The organism is Bradyrhizobium sp. 186 (genome assembly GCF_023101685.1).
GTDB lineage: Bacteria > Pseudomonadota > Alphaproteobacteria > Rhizobiales > Xanthobacteraceae > Bradyrhizobium.
In genome coordinates, this window is the sequence record NZ_CP082164.1 from 6,493,356 (window position 1) to 6,520,075 (window position 26,720).

The following is a 26,720-nucleotide window of genomic DNA, read 5'->3' on the forward strand; positions in this document are numbered from 1 at the left end:
CTACCTGAGGCACCGACTAGTTCAGCCCGGCGGCAAACAAGCCGCCGAGATAGGCGGGAAAGCCTGCTTGCGTGACCAGGACATAGTCGGCAGCCCGCCGCTCCGACTCGTCAAGCCGTCCGCGCCAGACCGCAGCGGCGGCCTCGGCGTCCACCAATCGCGCGCGCAAGAGATCCTTGCCCCAGGTTCTCGGCTCGTCGTCATACCAATAGACGGCATCAGCGATATGGCCGTCGAAATCGGCCCGGCGCGGCTGCTCGACGCGAAAACCTGCACGCGCAAAGGCCTCCGAGAGTTCCTTGCCGCGCTCGGAATGGACACCAAGCACATTCGATACCGCTGTGACGGCCTCCATGATCTCGGGCTTCATGCCCTTCTTCTTCAGCCGCTCATAGTCGAGCCTGCCGAGAAACAACGTCCTGATCATGTTGCGAGGCTCCCGCCTCTGAATCAGCTTGGCAAAGATCTGCATCTCGGTTCGAATGGCTGTGTCGAAGTCTTGCGGGAAACCCTGCTCGACGCAGTCGAGAATGGCCGATGGTGCCGGATAGTGGCCGAGCTTCTCGGCCAGCATTTTGCTCCGGCTGTTACCGATGATTGCCGCGACGCGCGGCGTGTCAGCGGCGCGCCAGTCCGGCCGATCCCACGGCTGTGTGGCTGCCGGTCGCGACAACACCCAGCGCTCAGCGGCAGCCACCTCTTCGCCCGGCGCCACCAGTTCATGCGCAAGCCCGACGGCGATGGCCGCCTGTCCACCGATCCTCGCGCCGTCCAGCAGCACCGGCAGCGCTGCCTCGATTCCGATCAGGCGCGGCAGCCGCTGCGTTCCGCCGCCGCCAGGCAGCAATCCAACCAGCGACTCCGGCAAACCCAAGGTGACCTGCGGGTGATCGGCGATCACCCTATAGTGCGCGGCAAGCCCAAACTCGCAGCCACCTCCCAAAGCAAGGCCGCCGATCGCCACGGCGATCGGCTTGCCGGCCGTCTCGAGCCTGCGCAAACCGTGGCTCAACCGAAAAAAATGATCGAAGGCCAGACGATCGCGCTCGCTCGCCGGCGCTGCCATGATCATGTCATAGGCCGTCTCGAGCTCCGCGAGATCCGCGCCTGCGCAGAATGCCGACGATTTGCCGGACCGGATCACGACGCCCATCACATCGCTTTGCTTGAGCCAGTCTGCGAACAGGCCAATTTCGTCGATCGCGGCATTCGAGAACACGTTCATCGAGCGGCCGGGCATGTCGAAGATCAGGTGCAGGACGCCGGTCCCCGACATCTCGATCCGAAATTGCTTCAGCTCCGCTCCGATCGCCATTGCTCCCTCTCCGTTCCCATAACAGTTCATTGGTGTACGATCACACTTGCCTTCGTCTGGTTTCGGGTTGTATACCCAAGCCTAATACTGTACACTAGCAAACTAAATCAGACAGGACGCGTTTTGACAATGATCGAGCGCACGATCTTTCGCGAAGAACATGAGATTTTCCGGCAGACGGTGCGTCGCTTCGTCGATCGCGAGATCGTGCCCTTCCACGCCCAATGGGAAGAGGACGGCATTGTTCCGCGCGACCTCTGGCTGAAGGCGGGCGCCGCCGGCCTCTTGTGCTGCACCGTGCCCGAGGAATATGGCGGCATGGGCCTCGATTACCTCTTCGACGTCGTCGTGTTCGAGGAACTCTGGCGCGCCGGCGCCAGCGGCCCCGGCTTCCTGATCCATACCGACCTCGTCGCCACCTACCTGCTGTCGTTCGGCAGCGAGGCGCAGAAGCGCAAATGGCTCCCCAAGATGGTATCCGGCGAAGCGATCGGCTCGCTCGGCATGACGGAACCGCATGCCGGCAGCGATCTCAAGGCGATCCGGACCCGCGCAACACGTGATGGCGATGATTTCGTCATCAACGGCCAGAAGGTCTTCATTTCCAACGGCCAGCTTTGCGACTTCGTTGTGCTGGCGACCAAGACCGACAGCCAGGCCGGCGCCAAGGGCGTCACGCTGTTCATCGTCGAGAGCAACCGGGATGGTTTCAAGCGCGGCCGAAATCTGGAAAAGCTCGGCATGAGGGCGCAAGATACCTCCGAGCTGTTCTTCGACAATGTCCGCATTCCCGCCAGCAACATGCTCGGCGCGGAAGGCAGGGGCTTTGCACAGATGATGACCAAGCTATCGCAGGAACGGCTGGCGCAGGCCATCCGCTCGGCGACCGTCACCGAGACCGTGATCGACTGGACGCTGCAATATACCGCCGAACGCAGCGCCTTCGGCCAGAAGCTCGCCGATTTCCAGAACACCCAGTTCAAGCTCGCCGAGCTCAAGACCAAGGCGACCGTTGCCCGCGTCTTCACCGACAAGTGCATCGCGCTGTTCATGGAAGGCAAACTCGACCCTGTCGACGCGGCGATGGCCAAGATGTTTACATCCGAGCTGCATTGCGAAACGGTCGACGAGTGCCTGCAGCTGTTCGGCGGCTGGGGCTATATGTGGGAGTACCCGATCGCCAGGGCTTATGCCGATGCGCGGGTGGTGAAGATCGCCGGAGGCTCGATCGAGATCATGAAGACGATCATCGCGCGGCAGATGTATTCTCAGCGCGGGTTTGACCTTCAGAAGAACGGGTCGGCCTCATAGCCCGCCCCTCCTTCGAGACATCGAAGGATGCCTGCCTAAAAAACAAGCGACAAGGGAGATCAGCGTTGAAAGGCCTATCGGGAAAAGTTGCCGTCGTCACAGGCGGCGGACAGGGCATTGGACGGGGATTGACACTGCGGCTGGCGGAAGAAGGCTGCAAGATCGCGATCTTCGACATCAATCCGCAAGGCGGTGAGGACACCGCAAAGCTCGCGCCGCAGGCCGTCATCAAGACCTACGCGGTCGACGTCGGAGATGCCGCTTCCGTTGAGACGGCGGTTGGCAAGGTCGAAGCCGAGCTCGGGCCGATCTGGCTCCTGGTCAACAATGCCGGCTGGGACCGCCCGATGCCGTTCCTGAAGACCGACAAGGATCTCTGGGACAAGATCATCCGCATCAACCTCTATGGACCGCTCAACACCCACAAGGCGATTGCGCCGTTGATGGCCGAGCGCGGCGGCGGCCGCATCGTCAATATCGCTTCCGATGCGGCACGCGTCGGCACCAGCGACGAAGCTGTCTATTCCGCCTGCAAGGGCGGGCTGATCTCCTTCACCAAGTCGCTGGCCCGCGAGCTCGCGCGCAAGAACGTGCTGCTCAACGCCGTCTGCCCTGGTCCCACCAACACGCCGATGATGGCGGCGGTCCTGGGCGAAGGCGAGCACGCCGTGAAATGGAAGGACGCCATGGTCCGGGGCATTCCGCTCAAGCGGATGGGCGAGCCCGACGATTACGGCGGGATCGTCGCAATGCTTGCTTCCGACGATGGCAAATTCATCACCGGACAAACCATTTCCGTCTCCGGCGGAATGAACATGATCTAATCGTGCGAGGACCTGCCATGACCGACCCCAAGCAATTCACCGACGTCATCTATGAAGTCCGCGACCGCGCGGCATGGATCATCATCAACCGGCCCAAGGTCTACAACGCGTTCCGCGGCCAGACGTTGGAAGAACTCATCCACGCCTTCCAGCTTGCCGCCAACGACCGGCAGGTCGCGAGCATCGTGCTCACCGGCGCCGGCGAGAAGGCGTTCTGCACCGGCGGCGATCAATCCGCGCATGAAGGCCAGTATGACGGCCGCGGCGTGGTCGGATTACCGATCGACGAGATCCAGGGCTTGATCCGCGATGTGCCGAAGCCGGTGATCGCACGCGTCAACGGCTTTGCGATCGGCGGCGGCAACGTGCTCGCAACGCTTTGCGATCTGACCATTGCGGCCGATCATGCGCAATTCGGCCAGGTCGGGCCCAAGGTTGGTTCGGTTGATGCCGGCTGGGGCACGGCTTTTCTGGCCCGCCATGTCGGCGACAAGAAAGCCCGCGAGATCTGGTTTCTCAACGAGCGCTACACAGCGGAGCAGGCCCGCGAGATGGGCCTCGTCAACAAAGTCGTGCCCATGGCGCAGCTCGATGCGGCCGTCAAGGACTGGACCGACAAGCTTGCCCAGCGGTCGCCGACGGCCATTGCGCTCGCCAAGCGCTCCTTCAACGCCGATTCCGACAATATCCGCGGCATCAGCAACTTCGCCCTTCACGCGGTCAAGCTATTCTACGACACGGAGGAATCGAAGGAAGGCGTCGCAGCGTTCAACGAGAAGCGCGATCCGGACTTCCACAAATTCACGCGCTGAGTAGCCAAGCCATGGCGTCGCACAAGGTCATCATCTCCTGCGCGGTCACCGGATCGATCCACACGCCATCGATGTCACCGCATCTGCCGGTGACGCCGGCGGAGATCGCGGAGTCCGCGCTTGGCGCCGCCGCGGCAGGAGCTGCGATCGTGCATCTGCACGCCCGCAATCCGGTCGACGGCAGGCCGGATCAATCGCCGGAAGCCTTCGAGCCCTTCCTGCGCGTCATCAAGCAAAGCTCCAACGTCGTCGTGAACCTGACCACCGGCGGCTCGCCCTACATGACGGTGGAGGAGCGCGTCCGTCCGGCAGCGACCTGGAAGCCGGAGGTCGCAAGCCTTAACATGGGGTCGATGAATTTCGGCCTGTTTCCGATGCTGAAGCGCTACAAGAGCTTCAAGCACGACTGGGAGCCGCAAATGCTCGAGGGTTCCCATGATCTCGTCTTCCGCAACTCGTTCAAGGACATCCGCTACGCGCTGGAGACGCTGAACGGCTCCGGCGCGCGCTACGAGTTCGAGTGCTACGACACCAGCCACCTCTATAACCTGCACTATTTCTGGACCGAAGGTCTGGTCAAGGCTCCCCTCTTCATCCAGACCTGCTTCGGGCTGCTCGGCGGCATCGGCTCACATCCGGACGATGTCATACACATGAAGCGGACGGCCGACCGGCTGTTCGGCGGCGACTACCGCTGGTCGGTGCTCGGCGCCGGCCGCGCGCAGATGCCGGTTGCCGCGATGGCGGCGTCAATGGGCGGTAATGTCCGGGTTGGGCTGGAGGATAGCCTGTGGCTCGGCGCGGGCCGCCTCGCCGAAACCAATGCGGCCCAGGTGACGCAAGTCCGCAAGATCATCGAAGGCCTCGGGCTCGAAATCGCGAGCCCCGACGCGGCACGTGAAATCCTGCAGCTCAAAGGTGGCGACAAGGTCGCATTCTAGCCTTCCAACTTTACGGTCAGACACATGCTGCAAAATCGCCAGGTCTACGACGAAGAGCACTCAATCCTGCGCGAGAGCGTCCGCCGCTTTGCCGCGGCGAAGATCGAACCGCGCTTCCAAGAATGGGAAAAGGCTGGAATCATCGACCGTGCCCTCTGGCCGGCGGCTGGTCAGGCCGGCCTGCTCTGCCCGCAGGTGCCCGAGCAATATGGCGGCATCGGAGGCGATTTCCGCCACAACGCCGTCGTGATCGAAGAACTCGCCTATTCGGGCTTCGCGGGTCCGGCAACCGACTTTTCGGTCCACAACGACGTCTGCTGCGGCTATCTCCTGAGCTACGGTAGTGAGGAACAGAAGAAGAAGTGGCTTCCGCGCATGGTCGCCGGCGAGGCCGTCTGCGCGATCGCGATGACGGAGCCCGGAACCGGCAGCGATCTCCAGGGCATCCGCACGCGGGCCGTCCGTGAGGGAGACGAGTACGTCATCTCCGGCCAGAAGACCTTCATCTCGAACGGCCAGATGTGTGACCTCGTCATCGCGGTCACCCGGACCAATCCGGACGGCGGATCGCGCGGCATGAGCCTCATCCTGGTCGAGACTGATCGCCCCGGTTTCCGTCACGGTCGCAATCTCGACAAGCTCGGTCATCTGTCTTCCGATACGTCAGAGCTGTTCCTAGACCAGGTCCGCGTTCCCGTGACGAACCTGCTGGGCTCGGAAGGCGGCGCAATGGCGGCACTGATGAGTGAGTTGCCCCAAGAGCGATTGACGATCGCCCTTCACTCGATTGCGTCGGCGCAGAAGGCCTTCGACATCACCAAGACATACGTCCAGGAGCGCAAGGCTTTTGGACAGACGATCGGAACCTATCAGAACACGCGCTTCAAGCTGGCCGATCTGAAGTCCGACCTCCAGGTCGGCTGGGCCTATGTCGATCAGTGCCTGAGCCAACACATGCGCGGTGAGCTGTCCACTTATGCTGCGTCGACCGCGAAGCTCTGGGTCACGGAAATGCACGGGCGTCTCGTCGACCAGTGCCTGCAATTCTTCGGCGGCTACGGTTTTATGCGCGAGTACGAAATTTGTCGGCTGTTCGCCGATGCGCGGGTGCTGCGCATCTATGGCGGCACGTCGGAGATCATGCGCGAGTTGATCTCGCGCAACCTCTGATGCGCACGGCAACGCGCGTCAGTAGCTCTTCGGTAGATCGAGCACCTTCTCGGCAATGAAGCAGAGAATGAGCTGTTCGGTGATTGGCGCAAGTCGCGTGATCGAGACTTCGCGGAACAACCGCTCGACATGGTACTCCTTGGCATAGCCGAAGCCGCCATGGGTCATGATCGCCTGCCAGGCCGCGTCGTGCCCGGCGCGGGCGCCAAGAAATTTTGCGCTATTGGCTTCGGCACCGCACGGCTTGCCGTTGTCGTAGAGCCAGGCCGCGCGCATGGCCATCTGCCAGGCCGCCTCCAGATACATCCACTTCTCGGCCAGGGGATGCTGAATCGCCTGGTTCTGGCCGATCGGACGATCGAATACGACACGTTCCCGCGCATAGCGCGTTGCGCGGCGCAGCGCATCCTGACCGATCCCGATCGCTTCGACGGCGATCAGGATTCTCTCGGGATTCAGGCTATGGAGAATGTAGGAAAAGCCCTTGCCTTCCTCTCCAATCCTGTCCTCTTCGGGAATGAACAGACCGTCGATAAAGATGGCGTTAGAATCTACCGCCTTGCGGCCCATCTTCGGAATTCGCCGTACCTCGATTTTCGAACGATCGAGGTCGGTATAGAAAATGGTGATGCCGTCGGTCGGTCGCTTGCAGTCCTCGTACTTGGTCGTCCGGGTCAGCAGCATGATCTTGTTGGCGACCTGCGCCGTCGACGTCCAGACCTTCTGTCCATGGACGCGGTAGCCGCCCGGTACCTTCTCGGCAAAGGTCTTGATGCGCGTGGTGTTCAACCCCGCATCCGGCTCGGTAAAGCCGAAGCAGCACTGGTCCTCGCCCGAGACGAGTCGCGGCACCCAGCGCCGCTTCTGGTCGTCTGTTCCCTTGACCACGATCGGGTGCGGCCCGAACAGGTTGATATGAACGGCGGATGCCGACGTCATGCCGCCGCCATGACTTGCCACCTCATGCATCATGATCGCGGCCTCGGTGACGCCAAGCCCGGAGCCACCATATTCCTCTGGCATGGTGATGCCGAGCCAGCCGGCATCCGCCATGGCACGGTGGAACGCGCGCGGAAACTCGCCGTCCTCGTCGCGGGCAAGCCAGTACTCGTCGTCGAAACGCGAGACGACGGCACGAACGCCTTCACGGATCGCGGCATGATCGTCCGACACATCGAGCTGGTTGGCGAACGACCTATCCATGAGAGATGCCTTCCCCGATCGACGCCAAGGTTCGTCGCGCCGCGACCAGATGCGGCATGTCGTACATCTTTCCGTCGATCCCGACGGTGCCGACATCCGGATTCGCCGCGAACGCAGCCACGACTTGGCGCGCATGTTCGATATCAGCGCTCGACGGCGTGAAGCATGCATTGATGGTTGCGACCTGATCAGGGTGGATCGCGATTCGGCCGACAAATCCGTCCCGTCGCGCGATCTTGCAGCTCTCAGCCAGCCCCTGCTGATCCCTGAAATCGACGTACAGCGTTTCGAGCGCCGCAGCATTGGCAGCGCCCGCGGCAAACAGGCACTGCGCACGCGCCACCTGATAGGGAAAGGTCCAGCTTCCATCGGCTTCTCGCGGCGTCAGCGCGCCAAGCGCTGCACTCAAATCTTCGCCGCCCCAGGTCATCGCCGCTAAGCGCTTGTTCTTGCGCGCATAGCCGTTGAAGCCGATCATCGCGGCCGGCGTCTCGGTTGCCACGACCAGCAGCTTGACGTGACCAGGCGCGACGCCAGTCGCGACCTCCAGCACATCGACATAATGCGAGACGAGATCGACATCCTCGATGCCGTTGACCTTGGGAATCAGGATGCCGTCGAGGCCCGGACGAACCACGGCGGCCAGATCTTCCAGCGTCAACCCCGTGCCAAACGGGTTGATGCGGACCAGGAACGACCAATTCCTCGTCCCTCCGCCCAGCAACGCCTTGACGGCATCACGGGCAAAGGCCTTTCGACTGGGCGCAACGGAGTCCTCGAGATCGAGGATCAGCGCATCGGCACCGATGCCACCTGCCTTGGCGAATTTGCGTTCACTATCGGCTGGTACGAAGAGGAGCGAACGTAGTTTCATGCCGGCCTCCGCATCATCAATCCATTCCTGCGACAGTAGACCACCTCTTCGTCGCGCTGATTGAAGCCGCGATGTTCGAAAGTGACGATGCCCTGCGTCGGACGCGACTTGCTCTCCCTGACCGCGACGACCTTGGTCTCAGCGCGCAGCGTGTCGCCGGCAAACACCGGGCGCGGGAATCGCGTGTCTTCCATGCCGAGATTGCCGACGGTGGTACCCAGCGTCGTGTCCTGGACCGACAGACCGATGATCAGGCCGAGCGTGAATATCGAATTCATCAGGGGCTTTCCGAACTCGGTCCCCTTGGCATAGTCGTGGTCGATATGCACCGCCGCCGGATTGTAGGTCAGCGACGAGAACAGGATGTTGTCCATGTCGGTCACGGTGCGTCGGATCTCGTGGACGAATGTCTGCCCGACCGTAAACTGCTCGAAGAAGAGCCCCGCCATCTGGTTGCCTCTTGTTTTATCTTGCAGGTCGTCCTGCGGCCGAAGCCGCCAGGACGTCCTTGTCTCCTACCTGCGTTCTACCGTATAGTCATATCGTACACAAGCGTACTACTTATGAGGAGCGCTCATGTCCCCACGTGAAAACCGGCAGGTGCGGCTCGTGGCGCGGCCGAATGGGATACCGCAGGCGGAACATTTTTCGCTGGTCACCGAGCCTGTCGCTGCATCTGGCAAGGGCGAGATCCTGGTCCAAAATCACTATCTTTCGGTCGATCCTGCGCAGCGCGGATGGGCCAACGACGAAGGGAACTACAGCGCACCGGTGCCGCTCGATACGCCGATGCGTGCGCTCGCGGTCGGCGAAATCCTCGAGAGCAATGTAGCGGAGTTTCGAGCAGGCGAGCATGTCTACGGATGGTTTGGCTGGCAGCGCTACTGCGTCACGACGCCGGACACGGTCCTGCGCCGCGTCGTTCCTTCGCGCCTGCCGCTCAGCGCGAATCTCAGCGTGCTCGGCATGAACGGCATCACCGCCTATCTCGCCCTTCACGGCCTGGGCGATCCCAAATCCGGCGAGCATGTGCTGGTGTCGACCGCAGCCGGCAGCGTCGGAAGCTTTGTCGGCCAGCTTGCGCGGATCGCAGGTTGCCGTGCGGTCGGGCTGACCAGTTCCGCCGACAAGGCCGCGCTGGCAAAAGCGCGGTACGGCTATCAGGACATGATCAACTACCGCGAGGCAACCGACCTGGGCGCGGCCATCCGCACGGCATGTCCAGACGGTAACGACATTTTCTTCGACAATACCGGTGGCCCCATCGCCGATGCCGCCATCCGGACCATGCGGTTGCGCGGGCGCGTGATCCAATGCGGCACAGCGGCGAACGCATCCTGGACCCCCGTCCCGTCAGGCCCGCGCCCCGAACGTGAAATCCTCACCCGGCGCCTGCGTTGGTCCGGCTTCATCATCTTCGATCATCTCGCCGAGTTCGAAACTGCGGCGGCGCACCTCGCGGAGCTCGCGCTTGCCGGCAAGATCGTCCATGATGAGGAGATCCTGCTGGGCCTGGAACACGCGCCCGGCGCCATCGCGCAGCTTTACCGTGGCGACAATCACGGCAAGCTGATCGTCGCGGTGGATTGAGAACCGACCCGCTAGGCGCGGGCCTTGCCTTTCATCACCTCGGGCAGTTTCACGCGATGGAAGCCCTCGAACGGCACGCTGCGGCTGTGCGGCTCGAGCTTCCAGGTGGTGCGGGCATTGGGCGTTCCTCCATCGACGCGAATGCAGGAGCCGGTGATATAGGCGGCTGCCGGTGACAACAGATACGCGATTGCCGCCGATATCTCCGCTTCCGTACCGAAGCGCTGCAGCGGCACGCGCTCGGTGAAGTCGTGGAGCTTCTTCTGCATTTCCGGCGAGTAGGTGTCGAAGCCGCTCGACACGATACCGCCCGGAGCGACTGCATTCACGCGCACACCCGACGCCGACCATTCGCAAGCAGCCGTCTCCGTCAAGGTCAGCATGCCGCCCCGTGCTGCGGCCGAGTGGCCGAACTCCGGCCAGCCGTGCCAGATGTCGGCGATGATATTCACGATCGCGCCGCCATTCGCCTCCATCCAGCGGTTATAGACTTCGCGCATGAAGATGAAGCCGCCAGTCAGATTGTTGCGCACAACGGCCTCGAATCCCTTGGTCGAGATCGCCTTCAGCGGTGCACGAAATTGCCCGCCCGCATTATTGACTAGGCCGTCGATGCGGCCGAATTTCGCGAGCACCGCGTCGACGGCGCCGATCACCATGGACTCCTCGCGGATGTCGCAGGCATGGCTCATCGCCTGCCCGCCATCCTCCTCGATCTCGCGCTGAACCTCGATCAGCTTCTCCATCGTCCTGCCGATGATCGCCACGTTCGCGCCGAGGGCCGCGAGCTCGTGCGCCGTGCAGCGCCCGATGCCACTGCCGCCGCCGGTCACAATGATCGTCTGGCCCCTGAACAGGTCCGGTCTAAACACGGACTGATATGGCATCTCATGGCTCCCTGAAGATCTTCTCGCTGGCTGTTGCAGCCTCCTGTCCTGCGACAGAAAACGACGACAAGCATTGCGCCCGATGATCGTACACTTTATTACTATATGCCATCAAGGACATGAACGATGGGAGCGCATCCGTGACGCAACCGAACAGCATCACCGTCGAAGCCCGTGGCGCGATCGATATCCTGACGTTGAACCGTCCGGCCGAGCTCAACGCCGTGTCGCCCGACATGATCGCGGAACTGACCGCATATTTTTCCGGATTGCACGATCGGCCCGCGACGCGGGTCGTGATCCTGCGCGGCAACGGAACTCAATTCTCCGCCGGAGCCGAGCTTGGATCGGATGCGTTCGCCGCGCCCGGCAAGGGACGGCCGCAGCGCCAACTCAAGATGCAGCAGAACTACTCCGGCGTGATCCGCCTGATGCGATCATGTCCGCAGCCGATCATCGGTCTCGTCCATGGCGCCGCGTGCGGCGCCGGCTTCTCATTCCTGCTCGCCTGCGACGTCCGCTTCGCAGCACCGGACGCACGAATGAACGCGGCCTATATCCGCATCGGCGTCGGCGGCTGCGACATGGGCTCGGGCTACCTGTTGCCACGCTTGGTCGGCCTCTCCGTGACTTCGGAGCTCCTGCTCACGGGACGCTTCCTCAAGGCCGAGCGCGCCAAGGCGATTGGACTGGTCAGCGATATCGTACCGGCCGACGAGCTCCTCGCAAAAGGACTCTCGTTTGCCGAAGAGATGCTGCGGGTCTCTCCGATGGGGCTGCGCATGACGAAGCAGGCGCTGAACACGCTAATCGATGCGCCGAGCCTCGACGCGGCGCTGATGATGGAAGACCGGCAGCAGGTCATCCTTCTGGAGACGCATGATCACGCGGAAGCCGTGGCCGCATTTCGCGAGCGACGGGATCCAACCTATTCCGACCAGTGATCTACCTTGCGTCGGCTAGCGCGGCGGCGGCCTCGCGCAGCTTGAACTTCTGGATCTTGCCGCTGGCGGTGCGCGGAAGCTCGGCCACGATCTCGACACGCTCGGGCCAGAACTGCTTTGCCATCCTGGCCTCGCCCAGATAGGCCTGCACCGCCGCCAGGTCGATCGTGCTCCCGCTGCGGGGAACGATGAACGCACAACCGCGCTCGCCGAGCCGCGCGTCCGGAAAACCCACAACTGCAACGGCCGAGACCGCCGGATGCTTGTAGAGCAGGTTCTCGAGCTCGACGACAGGGACGTTCTCCCCGCCCCGGATCAGAATGTCCTTCACGCGGCCCGAAATGCGGATGTAGCCATCCTTGTCCATGTAAGCGAGATCGCCGGAGTCAAACCAGCCTTCGCTATCGAAGGTCGGCAACTCCGGCCGCTTGTAGTAGCCCTTGAACATCTGGGCGCCGCGAACCAACAGCCGTCCCGACTCTCCTGCCGGCGACGGCCTGCCCTCGGTATCGACGATCTTGACCTCCATGCCTTCCAATGACCTGCCATCCGTGGTCGCGGATTTCTCGGCCGCGCGCGCAGGCTCCGTCAGCGTGCCCGACAGTACCTCCGTCATGCCCCAGAGCGAGCAGACCTTGAGATCGAGTTCGCGGGCGGCGCGCTCAATCAGGACCGAGGGGATTGGCGCGCCGCCACACAGGAACGAGCGAAGGCTCCTCGGCCACGGCGCGCCAGCCTTCACCGCATCGCAGATGTCGCCGAGGAACGGCGTGGAGGCCGCCGTATAGGTGACGCCCTCGCCGGCCATCAGGCTGACACCGCGATTCGCTTCCCAGACATCCTGAAGGACCATTGTCCCGCCGAGGTAGACCGAAAGCAGCACGATCGCGGCATAACCCGTCATGTGCCCTACGGGCGACGCCACCAGCAGCACATCGCTCGAATCGAGCCCGAACCTTCCGGTCAGCGCCTTGCAGCAGGCAATCAGCGAATTCGACGTGTGCATGACGCCCTTGGGCTCGCCCGTGGTGCCTGACGTGAACATCATCACCGCCGTATCATCCGGCCGCAGTCCAGCCGGGAGCTTGTCGGCTTCGGCCGACAGCAGCATCCGGTCGAAACTGGTCTCGCCCTCGCCGTCGGCGACGATCACATGCTTGAGGTGCGGCAGATCGGCGCGCATGCCCTGCGCCATCGCGGCGTAATCGAATCCCCGATAGCTCTTCGGCACGATGAAGACCTTTGCCTGACAAAAGTTCAGGATGTAGAGCAGCTCGCGCTCCCTCAGGATCGGCATCACCGGATTCATCACGGCGCCAATCTTGCTGCATGCAAAAGCGGTAACGACGAACTCCCACCAGTTCGGCAACTGCACGGTGACGACGTCGCCACGACCCACGCCAAGCCGCAACAGCGAGCTGGCGGCGCGGTCCGCAAGCTTCACCAATTCCGCGTAGGTCAAACACGACGCCTGTTTGCGATCGGCCCGATCGGCGATCATTGCGACCTTGTCGGGCGCTCTTGCCGCGGCTTCCGCCAGAAGCTGATCGACGGTCTTATCGAGCCAATAGCCGGCTTCGCGAAAGCTGGCTTGAGACCTGTCAAGTTTGGCGGCTGCCGCGGTCATGTGTCCCTCCTGCGCTGCTGTACTTTTCCGACTTCGCTGTCGGATTATTTCGTATATCGACGTACCTTATTGACGAGTACGATCTGTTGCCAATGGCCCAGATCGTCGCTTCCAGCGGTCACTTCCCGACAAACACCGGCTTCCGCTTCTCGACGAAGGCCTTGACGCCCTCACGCGCATCGGCCGTTCGCGAAATTGCGGCGAGCGTCTGCGCCTCCTCCTCAAGCTGGCTTTCGAACGAGCGATCAGGCGTCTGGCAAAACAGCCGTTTGATCGCACCAAACGCTTCCGTCGGGCCGGCGGCGAGTTCCTTCGCTATTCGAGAGGCCTCAGACTGCACCGCGCCATCCGGAACGACGAAGTCCACGAGGCCAAGCGAATGAGCCGCCTTGGCATCAAGCGTCTCGCCGAGCAGGAAAAACCGCCTGGCACGGGCGACGCCGATCCGGCGCGTGACCGTGGTGGTCGACCCGCTGTCCGGGCTAAATCCGATCCTGGAAAAAGCAGCCGAGATCCGCGCCGATTCCGCCATCACCACCAGGTCCGCAGCAGCCATGAGCGACACACTTCCACCCGCCACATTGCCGTGAACGGCTGCGACGACAGGCGCTCGCATGCGCACCATCCTTGCGATCGCGGCGTGAAGATCGGCCGTCCAGGCCTTGATCGTCCTTGGCAACGCGTCCTCTTGCTTGACCAGCGACATCAGGTCGCCGCCGACGCTGAACAGCCGACCGCACGCCGAGAGCAAGACCGCCCGCACGTCGTCGCGCTCGCTCAGCTCCGCGATGCACAGGCCGAACTCGCGACAAAAATCTCCGTCAATCGGATTTCCGCGCTCAGGCTGGTTCAGAACGATATGGGCAAGGCCGTCGCCGATGGTGCATTCGAAGCTCTTTGTCGATATCGCCAGTCCCATCGGCGTCTCTCCCTTCGTGACAGCAGGCGGCTAGATCGAACGCGCCTGTTTTTCCTTTTGCACCGAGGCCTGAATGGCCTCGCGCGCACGTTGCCAGTCGGCGGGCGAGAGTTTCGAGAGTCCCGCAAAAGTGCTGGGCGCCGCCAGATGATGACCGCCATCGATGCTGATCGTATCGCCGGTGATGTAGCTGCAGCCGTCCGACATCAGGAAGATCACGAGATTGCGCAACTCGTCCATCTTGCCGAAACGGCGCAACGGCACGTCATCCGCCTGCGTCGCGCCGACACCGGTCTCCGCCAGCGGATTGAGCTTGTCCCAGGCCCCCTCGGTCGGAAACGGCCCGGGGGCGATCGCGTTGACACGAATGTTCTTAGGCCCCCATTCAACCGCGAGCGACATCGTCATGGCGTGCACTGCGGCCTTCGCCATTGCCGCCGGCACCACATAGGCCGATCCGGTCCACACCCAGGTCACGAGATTGCTGATGATCACGCCGGGCAGCCCCCCGGCAATCCACCGCTTGCCGCAGGCGAGCGAAGTGTAGAACGAGCCATCCATCACCGTCGACCGGACCGCCTCATAGCCACGCGGCGATAAGCTTTCGGTCGGCGCCAGGAAGTTGGCGGCGGCGTTGTTGACGAGGCCGGTGAGCGGACCGTCCGCCCAGATGCTGGTCATCATCGCTTCGATGCTGTCGGGCTCGCGCACATTGGCGAGCAGTGCGGTGGCCTGCCCTCCCGATCTCGCGCGAATTTCCTGTGCGGCCTGATCGAGCACTTCCTTGCGCCGCCCGCAGATGTAGACGTGGGCGCCATGGGCGGCGAACCCGACCGCCATCTCCTTGCCAAGCCCGGTCCCCCCGCCCGTAATGAGGATGCGCTTTCCCTTGAGCACGGCGGCGTCGAACATGGGCGGCTCCTTCCTGTGACCGATTTTTGTTGCGGTTGGCGCTTCCCCTGCAGGACAGAACAAGCGGCTCCATCTAATTAATACACTAGCGTACTTCTTTTGTAAATCGATCCAGGAGCGGGGCACCGGAGAGGCAGTTTCGTGCCCATTTCATGGCCTTCCCTTTAAAATACGCTGGTGTATGGTATTAGTTTGAACCTCTGCTACCGACTCGTCTCAAGGTAAAACATCAATGGTTGAACTGCCCGATTGGGATCTCCGTCTTGGATATCTCATCCACGACGTGTCGCGGCTCAGGAGGATGATGTTCGACCGCGCGCTGGCGCCGCTCGGGATTACCCGCTCGCAATGGTGGGTACTGGCGTTCATCTCGCGCAAAGATGGCCTTCCCCAGGTGCAGCTCGCCAACGAGCTCGATGTCGGCAAGGTCGCCGTCGGAGCCCTGATCGACCGCCTGGAGTCGTCCGGCTTCGTGATCCGCCAGGCCGATCCGGTCGACCGGCGGGTCAAGCGCGTCTATGTCACCAAGCAGGCGCGCGGCTTCCTGGAGAAGCTCCGCAAGGAAACCGACAAGTTCAACGCCAGGATCGTCAACGGGATCGATCGGGAGCAGCTCGAGGCGGCTTCCGACGCGCTCCTCGCCATGAAGCACAACCTCCTCGCCATGTCGGACGGCTCGGTGAGCGAGAGCGGAAAGGACGAGGAGGAAGATGCGCAGCGCTCCAAGCCCCGAAAAAAGCGGCGGGCGGCGGCCTGAGGCCTGCCACCCGCCGAGGTACACTCCGGGAGGAGTTCCTTGAAGGGTTAGGAGACGATATCGCGTCCCCAGATGTCAGCGTTGGGACGCGCCTTCTGCATCAGTTCCATCACCTGGGGGCCGAGCTCGCTGGGATCTTCGACTGGTTCGATTCCCGGGCCGGCATGCCAGCCTTCGGCGACCTTGAGAATCCCGTCGCCGGCCTCGAACACGCGGCCAGTCACATCCCGTGACTCCTCGCTGGCAAGCCAGACCACGATCGGCGCGACCCAGCGCGGGTTTCGTCGCTTGATCTCGTCCTCGGTGCGCTCCCTCAGTCCCTCGGTCATCCGCGTCTGGGCCCGCGGCGCGATCGCATTCGCCGTGATACCGTACTGGCGGAGCTCCATGGCGCTGATGATGGTGAAGGCGGCGATGCCCGCCTTGGCGGCTCCGTAGTTGCACTGGCCGACATTGCCGAATATTCCGGATGCCGACGAGGTGTTGATCAGGCGGGCGCTGACCGGCGCGCCACGCTTCTTGGTCTCCTGGCGCCAATATTGCGCGGCATGGTGAGACGGCGCGAAGGTGCCCTTGAGGTGCACCTTGATCACCGCGTCCCATTCCGCCTCGGTCATGTTGACCATCATGCAGTCACGCAGAATGCCGGCATTGTTGACGAGAACGTCGAGCTGGCCAAACGTATTGACGGCATCGTCGATGAGAGCCTTGGCCCCGGCCCAATCGCTGACGTCATTGCCATTCACGATGGCTTCGCCGCCGCCGCGCTTGATGTCGTCGACGACCTGCTGGGTGGGGGACAGATCGGCGCCCTCACCCGCCGCCGTGCTGCCGAGGTCGTTGACGACCACCTTGGCGCCCTGCTCTGCCAGCATCGGCGCGTATTCACGCCCGAGGCCGCGCCCGCCCCCCGTCACGATCGCGACCCGCCCGGCACACAGCTGTCCCATTGCTCGTCTCCTTTCTAGTTCCTCGCTTCGCCGCTCATGACATCACCGAACAGATGCCAATTCGTCCCCTCGAAGCGCATCAACTGCCATTGCTTGACCGGCGCCAAATCGCGCGGCGAGGTGTTGAGGCGAATTCCGGGAAGCAGCATGCCCAATTCGACGTCCTTCAGATTGGCGGCATGCCGCATCACGCTCTCGCGCGTGAGATCGTCGCCGCATTGCCTGAGGAGGTAAACCAGTGCTTGCGCCGTGTTGTAACCGTTCACGATCAGCGTATCGCTGCGGTCGGCGCCGGGAAAATAGCCGTCCAGGAATCCGCTGAGATCCTTGAAGCCGGTATCGTCCTTCCATACCGGATCGTTCGGGTCCTTGAAGTAGGCCGCCGAGATCAGCCCCTGCGCGTTCTCAAATCCTGCGGGCTTGATCACGCTGCCGATGGAGGCCGAGACGTAGCTTAGAAAGTGCAGCGGCTTCCAGCCGAGTTCCGACACTTTCTTGATCGCCTGCGCCGCAAATTTCGGCGTCGCAATGTCGAACAATACGTCGGCGCCGGTCGATCGCAGCTTGACCAGATGGGAGTCGATGGTCGGCTCCGACACGTCGAACGCCTCTTCCGCCACGATCATTGACGCGGCCTTGTCGCCGAGACCCCGCTTGATCCCCTTGAGATAATCTTTCCCGAAGTCATCGTTCTGGAACAGGATCGCGACCTTCGCACCGGGACGCTGCTGCAGCACATGTTTTGCGTAGATAAAACCTTCTGTCTCGTAGCTCGGGGTAAATCCCATCGTCCAGGGGAAGTTCTGCGGATCGTTCCACTTCGCCGCCCCGCTCGATACGAAGAGCTGCGGTACCTTCCGGGCATTCAGGTATTTCTGGACGGCCGAGTTTGCGGCAGTGCCTAACGCATTGAAGACCAGCAAAACCTCGTCGCTCTCGACCAGACGCCGCGTCTGCTCGACGGTCTTGGGCGGCGAATAGGCGTCGTCATAGGACAAGAAGACGATGCGCCGCCCGTTGATGCCACCTTCCGCATTGATCTTGCGGAAGTAGGCCTCCTCGGTCTTGGCGACCATGCTGAAGGCGGAGGCCGGACCGCTATAGGGCGACGTGTTGCCGATCCTGATCTCGGTGTCACTGACGCCCGGGCCGTATTTCTTCTCGCCGGCCGCAGCTTGTGTCGCAAGCACGCCGGCCAGGATCAGCGCGGTGGACCACGCGACACCGCGACTGCCGACTCTTCGCAAGGTCCAATGGCCCGATCGGCCAGCGCTGCAAACCACGGCATCACTCCCCGTCGGCACACCCGGCGCCGACCGCTTCCATTTCGTACACTTGTGTACTATATGATAGAACATCTTTGCAACCGTCATTGGCGCAATCGTGAACGGTCGCGCCGGCATGCGTGCTGAGCCGAGTCAGGGAGGACGCCTTGAATCTTGAAGCCGTCAAGAATTTCCGTTTTGAACCCGTCACGCATAGTTATTCTCGCCGTGACACCATGCTGTACGCGCTGGGGCTCGGATATGGTTCCGAACCGCTCGACCCGGCGCAGCTCAATTTCGTGTACGAGTCTGGCCTGCACGCGGTCCCTTCGATGTGCTGCGTGCTGGCGCATCCCGGCTTCTGGGCGAAACGGCCGGAGCTCGGCATCGATTGGCTCAGACTGCTGCACGGCGAGCAAAGCTTCGAGATCCATCATCCAATTCCGCCGGAAGGAACGGTCACGGCCAGCTACGAGATCGCAGCGGTGGCGGACAAGGGCACCGGCAAAGGCGCCATTCTTCACCTCGTCAAGACGCTCAACGACGCTATCGCAGGCGTGAAGCTGGCAACCATCCGCAGCGTGCTGTTCCTGCGTGGAGACGGCGGCTGCGGCAGCTTCGGCACAGTTCCGACCGAGGCCAGCGCCCTGCCCGAACAAATGACCTCGCAAACCCTGGACATCGCCACGCTGCCGCAAAGCGCGCTGATCTACCGGCTGAGCGGCGACTACAATCCGATTCACGCTGATCCGGAGGCTGCCGCGAAGGCCGGCTTTGAACGACCTATCCTGCACGGCCTGTGCACGCTCGGCATCGCAACGCGTGCGGTTCTCGCAACACTTGCGAACGGCAGACCCGACCGTCTCAGATCGCTGTCGGTCCGCTTCAGCCGTCCGGTGTTTCCAGGCGAGACGATCCGCACGGAGTTCTTCACCATCGGCGGCCAAATCCGTTTCCGCTCCCGGGTGGCCGAACGCGATGTCATCGTGCTTGATCGCGGCACGATAGCTCTCCGCGATTGAGCTATTTCTTCTCGATCTTCGCAATCTCGACGATTTCGGCCCAACGCCGCGTGTCGGCTTCCTCGAACTTTCCGAGTTCATCGGGGCCTGCTGGAAACGGCTTGGCGCCGACGGACTCCAGATAGGCCGCGGTGTCCTTGTTGTTGACGAAGCCGAGCACGACCTGACTGAGCTTTGCCACGATATCGGAGGGCGTCCCGGACCGTACGAAGACCCCGACCCAGGCGCTCAGTTCCGCCCCGGACAGGCCGGCCTGTGCGAGCGTCGGGACATCGGGCAGACCCGCCAGCCGCTCGCTGCTCGTCACCGCAAGCACACGCAGCCGGTTATCCTGGATCAGACCCTGCGCACTGGCGGGATCGGCGAACACGCAATCGACCTCGCCCGCCAGCACATCCGTCAGCGCCTGCGGCATGCCACGGTACGGGACATGCTGCATCTCAATGCCGGCGCGGGAACGAAACAGTTCTGCCGCGCCCCGACTCGACGTGTTGCCGCTGCCGAACGAAAGCGGCTTTTGCCGCGACTTCGCCAGGGCGATGAATTCGGCAACGGTCTTTGCTGGAAACTCCGGCTTCACGGCCAGCATCATCGGAATCGTCATGATCCCGGCCACCGGCGCAAAGTCCGCCTTGGGATCATAGGGCATCGCGTTGAACAGGTTGATGTTGGCCGCCTGGGTCGAGTTCGTTGTGACAAAGACGGTGTAGCCGTCGGCCTCCGCCTTCAATACCGCGAGCCCGGCAAGATTGCCGTCGGCACCGGGCTTGTTCTCGACCAGGACCGTCACGCCCGTCTTGATACGAATGCTTTCGGCCAGGCGCCGCGTCACGGCATCCGTCGCGCTACCCGCGGGGAACGGCACGATCAGGTTGATGCGGCGTGACGGGTAGGATTCCGCCGACGCCTGCCGCCAATCCGCCGTTCCGATCAATGCGGCGACAAGCCACAGTGCGATTGCGACGCAAAACCGCATGCATTCTCCTTCGCCCCCAAGACGGGTGACACTTCCACGCCGCGGTCCGCTCCGAAGCGCACACCCGATTTGTTCTGATCGTACCCTACTATACTATCTCTGAGAACGTTCGTTTGCCGACTGGACGTCCGGTTTCCCGATACGGCGCGGCACATTGATGTGGGCTTCGCAGGAAACCTTCGAGTTCTCGCTCGTGACATCTAACCAAGATCATCATGCAGCGAGACCGGCGCCCCGAGCGGTACCAGCGTCGTTCCGTCGAAACGCGCGAGCTGGAGATGATGGATCGCGCGATAATCGGTCGGCGAATTGTAAACGCCGATCGCGTCGATAAACATGGGTGGCACGACACCCCTCAGCGTGGTCGCCTGCCGCAACAGGTTTTCGCGCGTCAGTTCGCCGCCGCAGCGCTGAAGCACCTGCCCTATCATATAGGGCGTTGTTGTAGCCCGGCAGCGCGGCGGTGTTGTTGAGATCAAGGCTCGGCATGTATTTTGCGGCAAATATCTTGAATTGCTTCACCGCTGGATGATCGGCTTGCGCCGGATCCGCCGGATTTCGCTCCCACGTCGCAGTGATCACGCCCTTAGAGGCCTCGGCGCCGGCCGGAATGAAAGTCGTTCCGATCGAACCGGCATTCGAGCAAACGACATGCAGCGGGTGCCAGTTGAGGCCGGCCGCCATGCGGATAGCCTGGGCTGCGAATTTCGACTGCGTGAATTGAAGCAGCACGTCCGCACCTGACGCCTTTAACTCCAGGATCTGCGAATCGATGGTCGGATCGGACAATTCGTGGCTTAGCTCCTTGACGATCATGGTGGCCGCCTTGTCGCCGAGCCCCTGTTTCAACCCTCTGATATAGTCACGGCCCAGATCATCATTCTCATATTGTACGGCGATCCTCGCATCGGGCCGTTCGCGAAGAATGTATTTGGCGAACAGCGCCCCTTGCGCGACGTAAATCGGATAGAATGGAATGATCCAGGGAAACTCCCTGGGATCGTTGAATCGCTCCGCTCCGGACGTCAAGAACAGGTTCGGAACGCCCTTGCCGTTGAGGTATTTCTGGATTGCCACATTGGTCGGCGTTCCCAGCGATCCGGCAATCGCGAAGACCTCATCGGACTCGACGAGCCTGCGCGTCTGCTCGATTGCCTTAGACGGGCTGAAGGCATTGTCGAGCGAGATCAGATTGACTTTGCGACCGTTGATCCCGCCCTGGTCGTTGAGCATGTGGAAATAGGCTACCTGCGCCTGACCGTAAGCCGCCGCGGTGGATGCAGGCCCGCTATAGTAGGCCGTCGCCCCGAGCTTGATCTCGTCGGCCGACACACCCGGACCTGGCGCCGCGGCGCGAGCAGTTCCCGCTTCCCCCAACACCAAGGTGGCCGCCGCTCCAGCAAGAACGCGCCGCCGCGAAAATTGCCTACCCATGCCAGCCTCCCTGTCTTTGCCGCTCAACTCGACTGTCTCAGTCCGAAACGTGGCTACCTCTGCGGAAGACGTTCAAGTTGCGGGATCGTCGAGGTCGGTCATGTCGCCCATCGCGACCCACCGCATGCCATCGAAGCGGCTGAGCTGGAGATTGTGCACCGCGCGATAATCCGTGGAGGAATTGTGGACCTTGATACCGCCGAGATAGAGCGGTGGCTTTTCGTCCTTCAGCGAAGTGGCATGCTTCAGTAGATTTTCGCGGGTGAGATCGTCGCCACAGCGCTTGAGCACCTGCTCGATCATGTAAGCGTTGTTGTAACCGGGGATTGCGGTGTTGTCGTCGATCTGAATGGCCGATAGATATTTCTTCAGAAACTCGGCATAGGCTTTGACCGCCGGGTTATTCTGCTCCGCCGGATCCGTCGGGCCGACTTCCCACCAGGCTGAGACCAGGCCTTTCGCGTTATCGAGGCCGGCGGGCGCCAGCGTACCGCCGATCGAGCTGCAATTGGAGTTGACGATATACAGTGGGTGCCAGTCCAGCGCCGCCGCCTTGCGAATGCTCTGCGCGGCGAACTTCGACGCGGTGAGCTGCACGAACACGTCTGCGCCTGCGGCTTTGCAGTCGGCGACCTGGTTGTCGACGGAGGGTTCGGAGAGTTCGTGGCTGACTTCCTTAACGATCATGGCCGTACCCCTGTCACCCAATCCCTTCTTGAGACCGCGCAAAAAGTCCTTGCCGAGATCGTCGTTCAGATATTGCACCGCGATCTTGGCATTAGGCTTCTCCTTGAGAATGAATTTTCCGAAGGCCGCGCTCTGGGCCACGTAAATCGGATAGAAGGGAATGATCCACGGATACTCCTTGGGGTCATTGAACCGTTCGGCGCCCGATGTCAGAAATAGGTTCGGAACCTTCTTTCCATTCAGGTACTTCTGCGTGGCCGAATTCGGAGATGTGCCGAGCATGCCCGCGATCGCGAACACTTCATCGGACTCGACCAGCTTGCGGGTTTGTTCGAGGGTCTTCGGCGGCGTATAGGCGTTGTCGAGCGAGATCAGGTTGACCTTGCGGCCGTTAATGCCGCCGCGGTCGTTGACCATGTTGAAATAGGCCATCTGGGCCTGGCCGTAGACACCAAAGCCCGACGCCGGACCGCTATAAGGCGAAGTGGTACCCAATTTGATTTCGGTGTCGGTTACCCCAATGTCGTAATTTTTGGCGGCGAACGCTCGTTTCGAGCGGCCTATTGTCAGCGAAGCAGCACCAATGCCGGCAATAGCGGAACGACGGGAAATCAAGCTCATGACAACCTCCTCCGATATGTTCTTCGTTATGCGTCCGATCCGATTGCCCATCGGACTGCCGAACGTGGCGCGGCTAGACGAACCGCACGTTGACCGGCGCAAATCCGGAGATCCTCGCCTCATAGAATTCACCGGGAGCGGCCGGCGAAACCGGCCCGAGCGCGCCCGTCAGGACGACGCGGCCGGCGCACAGCGGCTCGCCTCTTGCCGCCATCGCCCGGGCCAGCCATAGAGCGGCCTTAAGCGGATGTCCGAGACAGGCCGCACCGGACCCGACGGACACGATCGCGCCGTTGCGGGTCATCATCATGCCGCAGGCTTCGAGATCGATATCGGTCAGACGTCTCGGCGCCGCGCCAAGCACGAAACGCGCGCTCGAACCGTTATCGGCGACGGTATCGAGGATGGTGATTTTCCAGTCTTTGATCCGACTGTCGACGATCTCCAACGCCGGCACGGCATAGGCCACCGCGCGCATCAGCTCACCCATCGTGACGTCGGGTTCCTGCAAGTCGCGGTCGAGGACGATGGCGATCTCCGCCTCGATGCGTGGCTGGATCAGCGTCGCGCTTTGAATTTCGCCACCGATGGCGATCTCCATATCGGCAAACAACGCGCCATAATCGGGCTGGTCCACCCCAAGCTGCTGCTGCACGGCCTTCGAGGTCAGCCCGATCTTCCGGCCGACCAACCGGCGGCCATTGGCAAGGCCTCGCTTTGTGATCTCGGCTTGGACCGCATAGGCCGCAGCGACCTCCTTTGCACCGAGCTCGGCGGCAATCGGATCGATCGGCGCGCAAGCGGCTTCGGCGGCCAACAGCCGCGCCGCCAGCCCGTGTACGACAGCCAGATCGCTCATGGCCGATCCAGGAAGTCGGCGACCAGCGCGTTGAACTCCTCGGCCTTTTCCCACTGCGCCCAATGCCCGCATTCGGGATAGACGTGCAATTGAGCATTCGGCATCGTCTTCAGGAGGATGAAGCTGGAATCGAGCGGAACGACGCGGTCGTCGCGTCCCCAGACGAGCAGCGTCCTGTGCTTGAGTGAAGCCAGGTTCTCGCGCCAGATATCCATCGGCGGCCGTTTGAAGATATCGATGACGTCGGTTCGTTTCGCCGCCTTCAGTCGTTCTTCCAGCAGGTTCTCCGTGATGGACTTGGAATCGAAAACCAGAAGTTCGATGACGCCCTTCAGCTTCTCGAGTGTCGGTCCCTCGCCGCCATGGAACATCGCCATGCGACGCAGGCCTTCGGTCGGCATCGGGGAGAAGATCGCCTGGCTGCCGCCGGTGCCCATCAGCACCAGTCGATTGACGCGATCCGGCGTTCGCAACGCTACCAACAGCGAGGTCGCGCCGCCCAGCGAGTTACCGACGAAGCTCGCCTTCTGAATACCGATAACGTCCATGAAAGCGCGGATGAAGTCACCCATCGCCTCGAAGATCGGACCATCCTTCAGCTTGCCTTCGGTCTCGCCAAAGCCCGGCAGGTCGACGACGATAACGCGGCGGCCGGTCGCCAACGCCTCGACATTCTTTCGATAGTTGCTGAGGCCGGACGCGCCCGGCCCGCCGCCATGGATCAGAATCGTCGGCTCGCCCTGCCCGACATCATGGTAACGTGTACGGGCCCCGGCGACGTTGATAAACTTGTCGGTCAAATCCACGCTTGATCTCCTGTTTATTCGGGTAATGCGCTCAAGCGCGCGTTACGGATGATTGAAGGTAGCGATCGCGCAGTTTGCGCTTGAAGATTTTTCCACTTGCCTCTCGCGGCAGGACGTCATGAAAGACGAAGCGTTGGGGGACCTTGAAGCGGGCCAAGCGCGCCTCGAGAAACGCGGCGATGTGTGCCGGTGTGGGCCTCGAGTCCGGCTCCGCCTCGATAGCCGCGATCAGGCTTTCGCCGAACTCTTCGTCGGGGATACCGAATACCGCGCAATCCCGCACACCTGGGCAATTGACCAGAACGTTTTCGATCTCGGCCGGGTAGATGTTGACCCCGCCCGAGATCACCATGTCGCGCTTGCGGTCGCAGATGAACAGGAAGCCATCTTGATCCAGATATCCGATATCGCCACACGTCACGAGCCCGCCGCGATCGACCTGCTGCCGCTGGTCGGGGCGGCCGTGATAGGTGAAGTCCGAATAAGCCTCTGTGCGTAGAAATATCTCGCCGATGCCGTTCGGGCCGAGTTCGGTTGCGTTCTCGTCGTAGATCCTGATCTCAGTACCCGGCATCCGCCGACCGACGGTTCCAGGATGTGTAAGCCATTCCACGGAATCACAACCGACGGCGGGCCCGGTTTCTGTTGCGCCATAGGTCTCGTGTATCACCGGACCCCACCAAGCGATCATCTGGCGCTTCACGTCAGGCGGGCACGCAGCACCGGTATGGGTGACCCAACTGATCGACGAAACGTCATAACGCCGGCGGATGTCTTCGCCGAGTCGCAGCAGCCGCACGAACATGGTCGGCACCATCGTCAGATGCGTGATCCCGTGTTCGGCGATGGTCTTTAGCAAATTCTCGGGTTCGAAGTTGTGCTGAAGCACCGTCAGGTCGGCATATTGAAACGCCTGCCGTGCGAATGCGCCGGGTGAGGCGTGATAGAGCGGGCCGCAAACGAAGGCGCGCATCCCCTCCTCGATCCCATAGATTTCCCGCAGCAATGCCGTGTTCTTCTTGACCTGTTCCGGCTTCATTGGTGCACGGCGGACGCCTTTGGGATGACCTGTGGTGCCGGATGTATAGATCATCGTGCCCCGCGGGGCGCGCGCAGGATCGGTCCATAACGCGGCCTGATCGCGGAAAGCGGGCCAGTTTCTTGCATGCGCCGGACGCGGAGAAGGAGCAGCGGCCGCGCCGGCGTGATCGGCGATGGTGAAGGCCGGCAGATCGGCGGAAACAACGCCCGCAACCCGTTCGATCAGGCTGGCATGTCCGATCAGGACCCGCGGAGCACAATCCGAAAGGATGTAGCCGACCTCATCGGCCGTGCTGTGCCAGTTGAGCGGCACCACATAGGCGCCCAAATGCGCGGCGGCTTCGATGATTTCGAAATAACAGGGATCGTTGCGGATCAGGAGCGCGATGGCGTCACCCTCGCGAACGCCGATCCGGTCCAGTGCAGTCGCCGCCCGCGCGCCGTGGTCGAGCAGCGTTTGCCGCGACACGGCCTGAGAGCCGAGCAGGATGGTCTTGCCGGCCACCGCGTTCACTCCAGACATATCGTCGCCTCGGCACCGACCGACGGCAAAAAGGCGCTGTCGATTTTCTCGAAATCTCCATCGGTGATGGCGATCGGTGCTGAGAATGTCAGGGCGTCCATGTGGCCGTTGAGCACGATCGGATAAGGCCAATCAGCTTTCGCGACGGTGCGCGCGCCGATCCGGAATTCGACTGCCAGAGGCTGTGGCTTGCTCGAACCGTGTCCACTTTGATAGCCGTCGCCAATACAGTAGATCTCGAACTGGAACGCATCTGAACCGCGCCGCTGGATCGCTATTTCGATATCCAGCAGGCCGAAGGTGGGGTCGGCCTTCAAACCCTCCCGGTAAAAATAGACGAACGGAATCCGGCCGTATTTGCTGTCGCCGCGGCCGGCATCCGACGGTACCTGCGGATCGCTGCGGCCAGGGGTCCGCGGCGGCATCGGGCCGAGCAGACACATCTGGGGA

The 26,720-nt window shown here is 62.2% G+C and carries 26 protein-coding genes; 9 read left to right on the forward strand and 17 right to left on the reverse strand.

Going from position 1 to position 26,720, the window contains the following annotated elements; translation table 11 throughout:
• Positions 1–16: 16 nt before the first annotated feature.
• Positions 17–1,315, reverse strand: a complete 1,299-nt coding sequence (locus tag IVB18_RS31320; protein WP_247984208.1) for an enoyl-CoA hydratase-related protein — start codon at positions 1,313–1,315, stop codon at positions 17–19.
• A 129-nt stretch (positions 1,316–1,444) separates the two neighbouring features.
• On the opposite strand from IVB18_RS31320, the gene IVB18_RS31325 reads away from it, so the two are divergent.
• The 5 genes from IVB18_RS31325 (at position 1,445) to IVB18_RS31345 (ending at position 6,373) form a co-directional block, all read left to right on the forward strand.
• Positions 1,445–2,626, forward strand: a complete 1,182-nt coding sequence (locus IVB18_RS31325; protein WP_247984209.1) for an acyl-CoA dehydrogenase family protein — start codon at positions 1,445–1,447, stop codon at positions 2,624–2,626.
• A 65-nt stretch (positions 2,627–2,691) separates the two neighbouring features.
• The gene (locus IVB18_RS31330; protein WP_247984210.1) at positions 2,692–3,450 is read left to right on the forward strand and encodes an SDR family oxidoreductase; all 759 of its coding nucleotides are present in this window, start codon (positions 2,692–2,694) and stop codon (positions 3,448–3,450) included.
• Between the two features lie 17 nt (positions 3,451–3,467).
• The gene (locus tag IVB18_RS31335; RefSeq protein ID WP_247984211.1) at positions 3,468–4,262 is read left to right on the forward strand and encodes an enoyl-CoA hydratase-related protein; all 795 of its coding nucleotides are present in this window, start codon (positions 3,468–3,470) and stop codon (positions 4,260–4,262) included.
• An 11-nt stretch (positions 4,263–4,273) separates the two neighbouring features.
• Entirely contained in the window at positions 4,274–5,203 is a 930-nt protein-coding gene (locus IVB18_RS31340; RefSeq protein ID WP_247984212.1) for a 3-keto-5-aminohexanoate cleavage protein, read from the forward strand.
• A 24-nt stretch (positions 5,204–5,227) separates the two neighbouring features.
• On the forward strand, positions 5,228–6,373 hold the full coding sequence (locus IVB18_RS31345) for an acyl-CoA dehydrogenase family protein (protein WP_247984213.1): 1,146 nt from the start codon (positions 5,228–5,230) through the stop codon (positions 6,371–6,373).
• An 18-nt stretch (positions 6,374–6,391) separates the two neighbouring features.
• Here the strand turns inward: IVB18_RS31345 and IVB18_RS31350 are convergent, their stop codons facing one another.
• The 3 genes from IVB18_RS31350 to IVB18_RS31360 are packed head-to-tail and all read right to left on the reverse strand — an operon-like array spanning position 6,392 to position 8,899.
• Positions 6,392–7,576: an acyl-CoA dehydrogenase family protein gene (locus IVB18_RS31350; protein WP_247984214.1), complete on the reverse strand. Its 1,185-nt coding sequence runs from the start codon at positions 7,574–7,576 to the stop codon at positions 6,392–6,394.
• Positions 7,569–8,450: a CoA ester lyase gene (locus IVB18_RS31355; RefSeq protein WP_247984215.1), complete on the reverse strand. Its 882-nt coding sequence runs from the start codon at positions 8,448–8,450 to the stop codon at positions 7,569–7,571. Before IVB18_RS31355 ends, IVB18_RS31350 begins: the two co-directional genes overlap by 8 nt.
• Positions 8,447–8,899, reverse strand: coding sequence for a MaoC family dehydratase (locus IVB18_RS31360; protein WP_247984216.1), 453 nt, complete (start codon positions 8,897–8,899; stop codon positions 8,447–8,449). The genes IVB18_RS31355 and IVB18_RS31360 overlap by 4 nt, the downstream gene beginning before the upstream one ends.
• Positions 8,900–9,026: 127 nt before the next feature.
• Here IVB18_RS31360 and IVB18_RS31365 point away from each other — a divergent pair, with 127 nt between their 5' ends.
• The gene (locus IVB18_RS31365) at positions 9,027–10,040 is read left to right on the forward strand and encodes an NADP-dependent oxidoreductase (protein ID WP_247984217.1); all 1,014 of its coding nucleotides are present in this window, start codon (positions 9,027–9,029) and stop codon (positions 10,038–10,040) included.
• Between the two features lie 11 nt (positions 10,041–10,051).
• Here the strand turns inward: IVB18_RS31365 and IVB18_RS31370 are convergent, their stop codons facing one another.
• Positions 10,052–10,927 carry an SDR family oxidoreductase gene (locus IVB18_RS31370; RefSeq protein ID WP_247984218.1) on the reverse strand — a complete coding sequence of 292 codons (876 nt, stop codon included), beginning with the start codon at positions 10,925–10,927 and terminating at the stop codon, positions 10,052–10,054.
• A gap of 140 nt (positions 10,928–11,067) precedes the next feature.
• On the opposite strand from IVB18_RS31370, the gene IVB18_RS31375 reads away from it, so the two are divergent.
• Positions 11,068–11,871: an enoyl-CoA hydratase/isomerase family protein gene (locus IVB18_RS31375; protein ID WP_247984219.1), complete on the forward strand. Its 804-nt coding sequence runs from the start codon at positions 11,068–11,070 to the stop codon at positions 11,869–11,871.
• Position 11,872: 1 nt separating this feature from the next.
• On the opposite strand, the gene IVB18_RS31380 is transcribed toward IVB18_RS31375, so the two are convergent.
• The 3 genes from IVB18_RS31380 to IVB18_RS31390 all read right to left on the reverse strand — a co-directional run bounded on the left by IVB18_RS31380 (position 11,873) and on the right by IVB18_RS31390 (position 15,329).
• Positions 11,873–13,498, reverse strand: coding sequence for an AMP-binding protein (locus tag IVB18_RS31380; RefSeq protein ID WP_247984220.1), 1,626 nt, complete (start codon positions 13,496–13,498; stop codon positions 11,873–11,875).
• A gap of 118 nt (positions 13,499–13,616) precedes the next feature.
• Positions 13,617–14,417 (reverse strand): enoyl-CoA hydratase-related protein, encoded by an 801-nt coding sequence (locus IVB18_RS31385; protein WP_247984221.1) that lies wholly within the window; start codon positions 14,415–14,417, stop codon positions 13,617–13,619.
• 30 nt (positions 14,418–14,447) lie between these two features.
• Positions 14,448–15,329: an SDR family oxidoreductase gene (locus IVB18_RS31390; RefSeq protein ID WP_247984222.1), complete on the reverse strand. Its 882-nt coding sequence runs from the start codon at positions 15,327–15,329 to the stop codon at positions 14,448–14,450.
• A 232-nt stretch (positions 15,330–15,561) separates the two neighbouring features.
• On the opposite strand from IVB18_RS31390, the gene IVB18_RS31395 reads away from it, so the two are divergent.
• Positions 15,562–16,086, forward strand: a complete 525-nt coding sequence (locus IVB18_RS31395; RefSeq protein WP_247984223.1) for a MarR family transcriptional regulator — start codon at positions 15,562–15,564, stop codon at positions 16,084–16,086.
• 47 nt (positions 16,087–16,133) lie between these two features.
• Here the strand turns inward: IVB18_RS31395 and IVB18_RS31400 are convergent, their stop codons facing one another.
• Together IVB18_RS31400 and IVB18_RS31405 are read right to left on the reverse strand one after the other, a co-directional pair.
• Complete coding sequence (locus IVB18_RS31400) at positions 16,134–17,036, reverse strand: SDR family oxidoreductase (RefSeq protein ID WP_247984224.1); 903 nt, start codon at positions 17,034–17,036, stop codon at positions 16,134–16,136.
• Between the two features lie 14 nt (positions 17,037–17,050).
• Entirely contained in the window at positions 17,051–18,241 is a 1,191-nt protein-coding gene (locus IVB18_RS31405; protein WP_247991776.1) for an ABC transporter substrate-binding protein, read from the reverse strand.
• A 227-nt stretch (positions 18,242–18,468) separates the two neighbouring features.
• Between IVB18_RS31405 and IVB18_RS31410 the strand changes: the two genes are divergently transcribed.
• Entirely contained in the window at positions 18,469–19,323 is an 855-nt protein-coding gene (locus IVB18_RS31410; protein WP_247984225.1) for a MaoC/PaaZ C-terminal domain-containing protein, read from the forward strand.
• A 1-nt stretch (position 19,324) separates the two neighbouring features.
• On the opposite strand, the gene IVB18_RS31415 is transcribed toward IVB18_RS31410, so the two are convergent.
• The 7 genes from IVB18_RS31415 to IVB18_RS31445 form a co-directional block, all read right to left on the reverse strand.
• Complete coding sequence (locus IVB18_RS31415) at positions 19,325–20,299, reverse strand: tripartite tricarboxylate transporter substrate binding protein (RefSeq protein WP_247984226.1); 975 nt, start codon at positions 20,297–20,299, stop codon at positions 19,325–19,327.
• Positions 20,300–20,512: 213 nt separating this feature from the next.
• Positions 20,513–21,733, reverse strand: coding sequence for an ABC transporter substrate-binding protein (locus IVB18_RS31420; RefSeq protein WP_247984227.1), 1,221 nt, complete (start codon positions 21,731–21,733; stop codon positions 20,513–20,515).
• 72 nt (positions 21,734–21,805) lie between these two features.
• Positions 21,806–23,041, reverse strand: a complete 1,236-nt coding sequence (locus IVB18_RS31425; protein WP_247984228.1) for an ABC transporter substrate-binding protein — start codon at positions 23,039–23,041, stop codon at positions 21,806–21,808.
• A 73-nt stretch (positions 23,042–23,114) separates the two neighbouring features.
• Positions 23,115–23,900 (reverse strand): fumarylacetoacetate hydrolase family protein, encoded by a 786-nt coding sequence (locus IVB18_RS31430; protein WP_247984229.1) that lies wholly within the window; start codon positions 23,898–23,900, stop codon positions 23,115–23,117.
• A complete protein-coding gene (locus tag IVB18_RS31435) occupies positions 23,897–24,706 on the reverse strand; it encodes an alpha/beta fold hydrolase (protein WP_247984230.1) in 810 nt (269 codons plus the stop codon). Before IVB18_RS31435 ends, IVB18_RS31430 begins: the two co-directional genes overlap by 4 nt.
• Positions 24,707–24,737: 31 nt before the next feature.
• Complete coding sequence (locus IVB18_RS31440) at positions 24,738–26,270, reverse strand: AMP-binding protein (RefSeq protein WP_247984231.1); 1,533 nt, start codon at positions 26,268–26,270, stop codon at positions 24,738–24,740.
• On the reverse strand, positions 26,258–26,713 hold the full coding sequence (locus IVB18_RS31445; protein WP_247984232.1) for a hypothetical protein: 456 nt from the start codon (positions 26,711–26,713) through the stop codon (positions 26,258–26,260). The genes IVB18_RS31440 and IVB18_RS31445 overlap by 13 nt, the downstream gene beginning before the upstream one ends.
• Between the last annotated feature and the right edge of the window lie 7 nt (positions 26,714–26,720).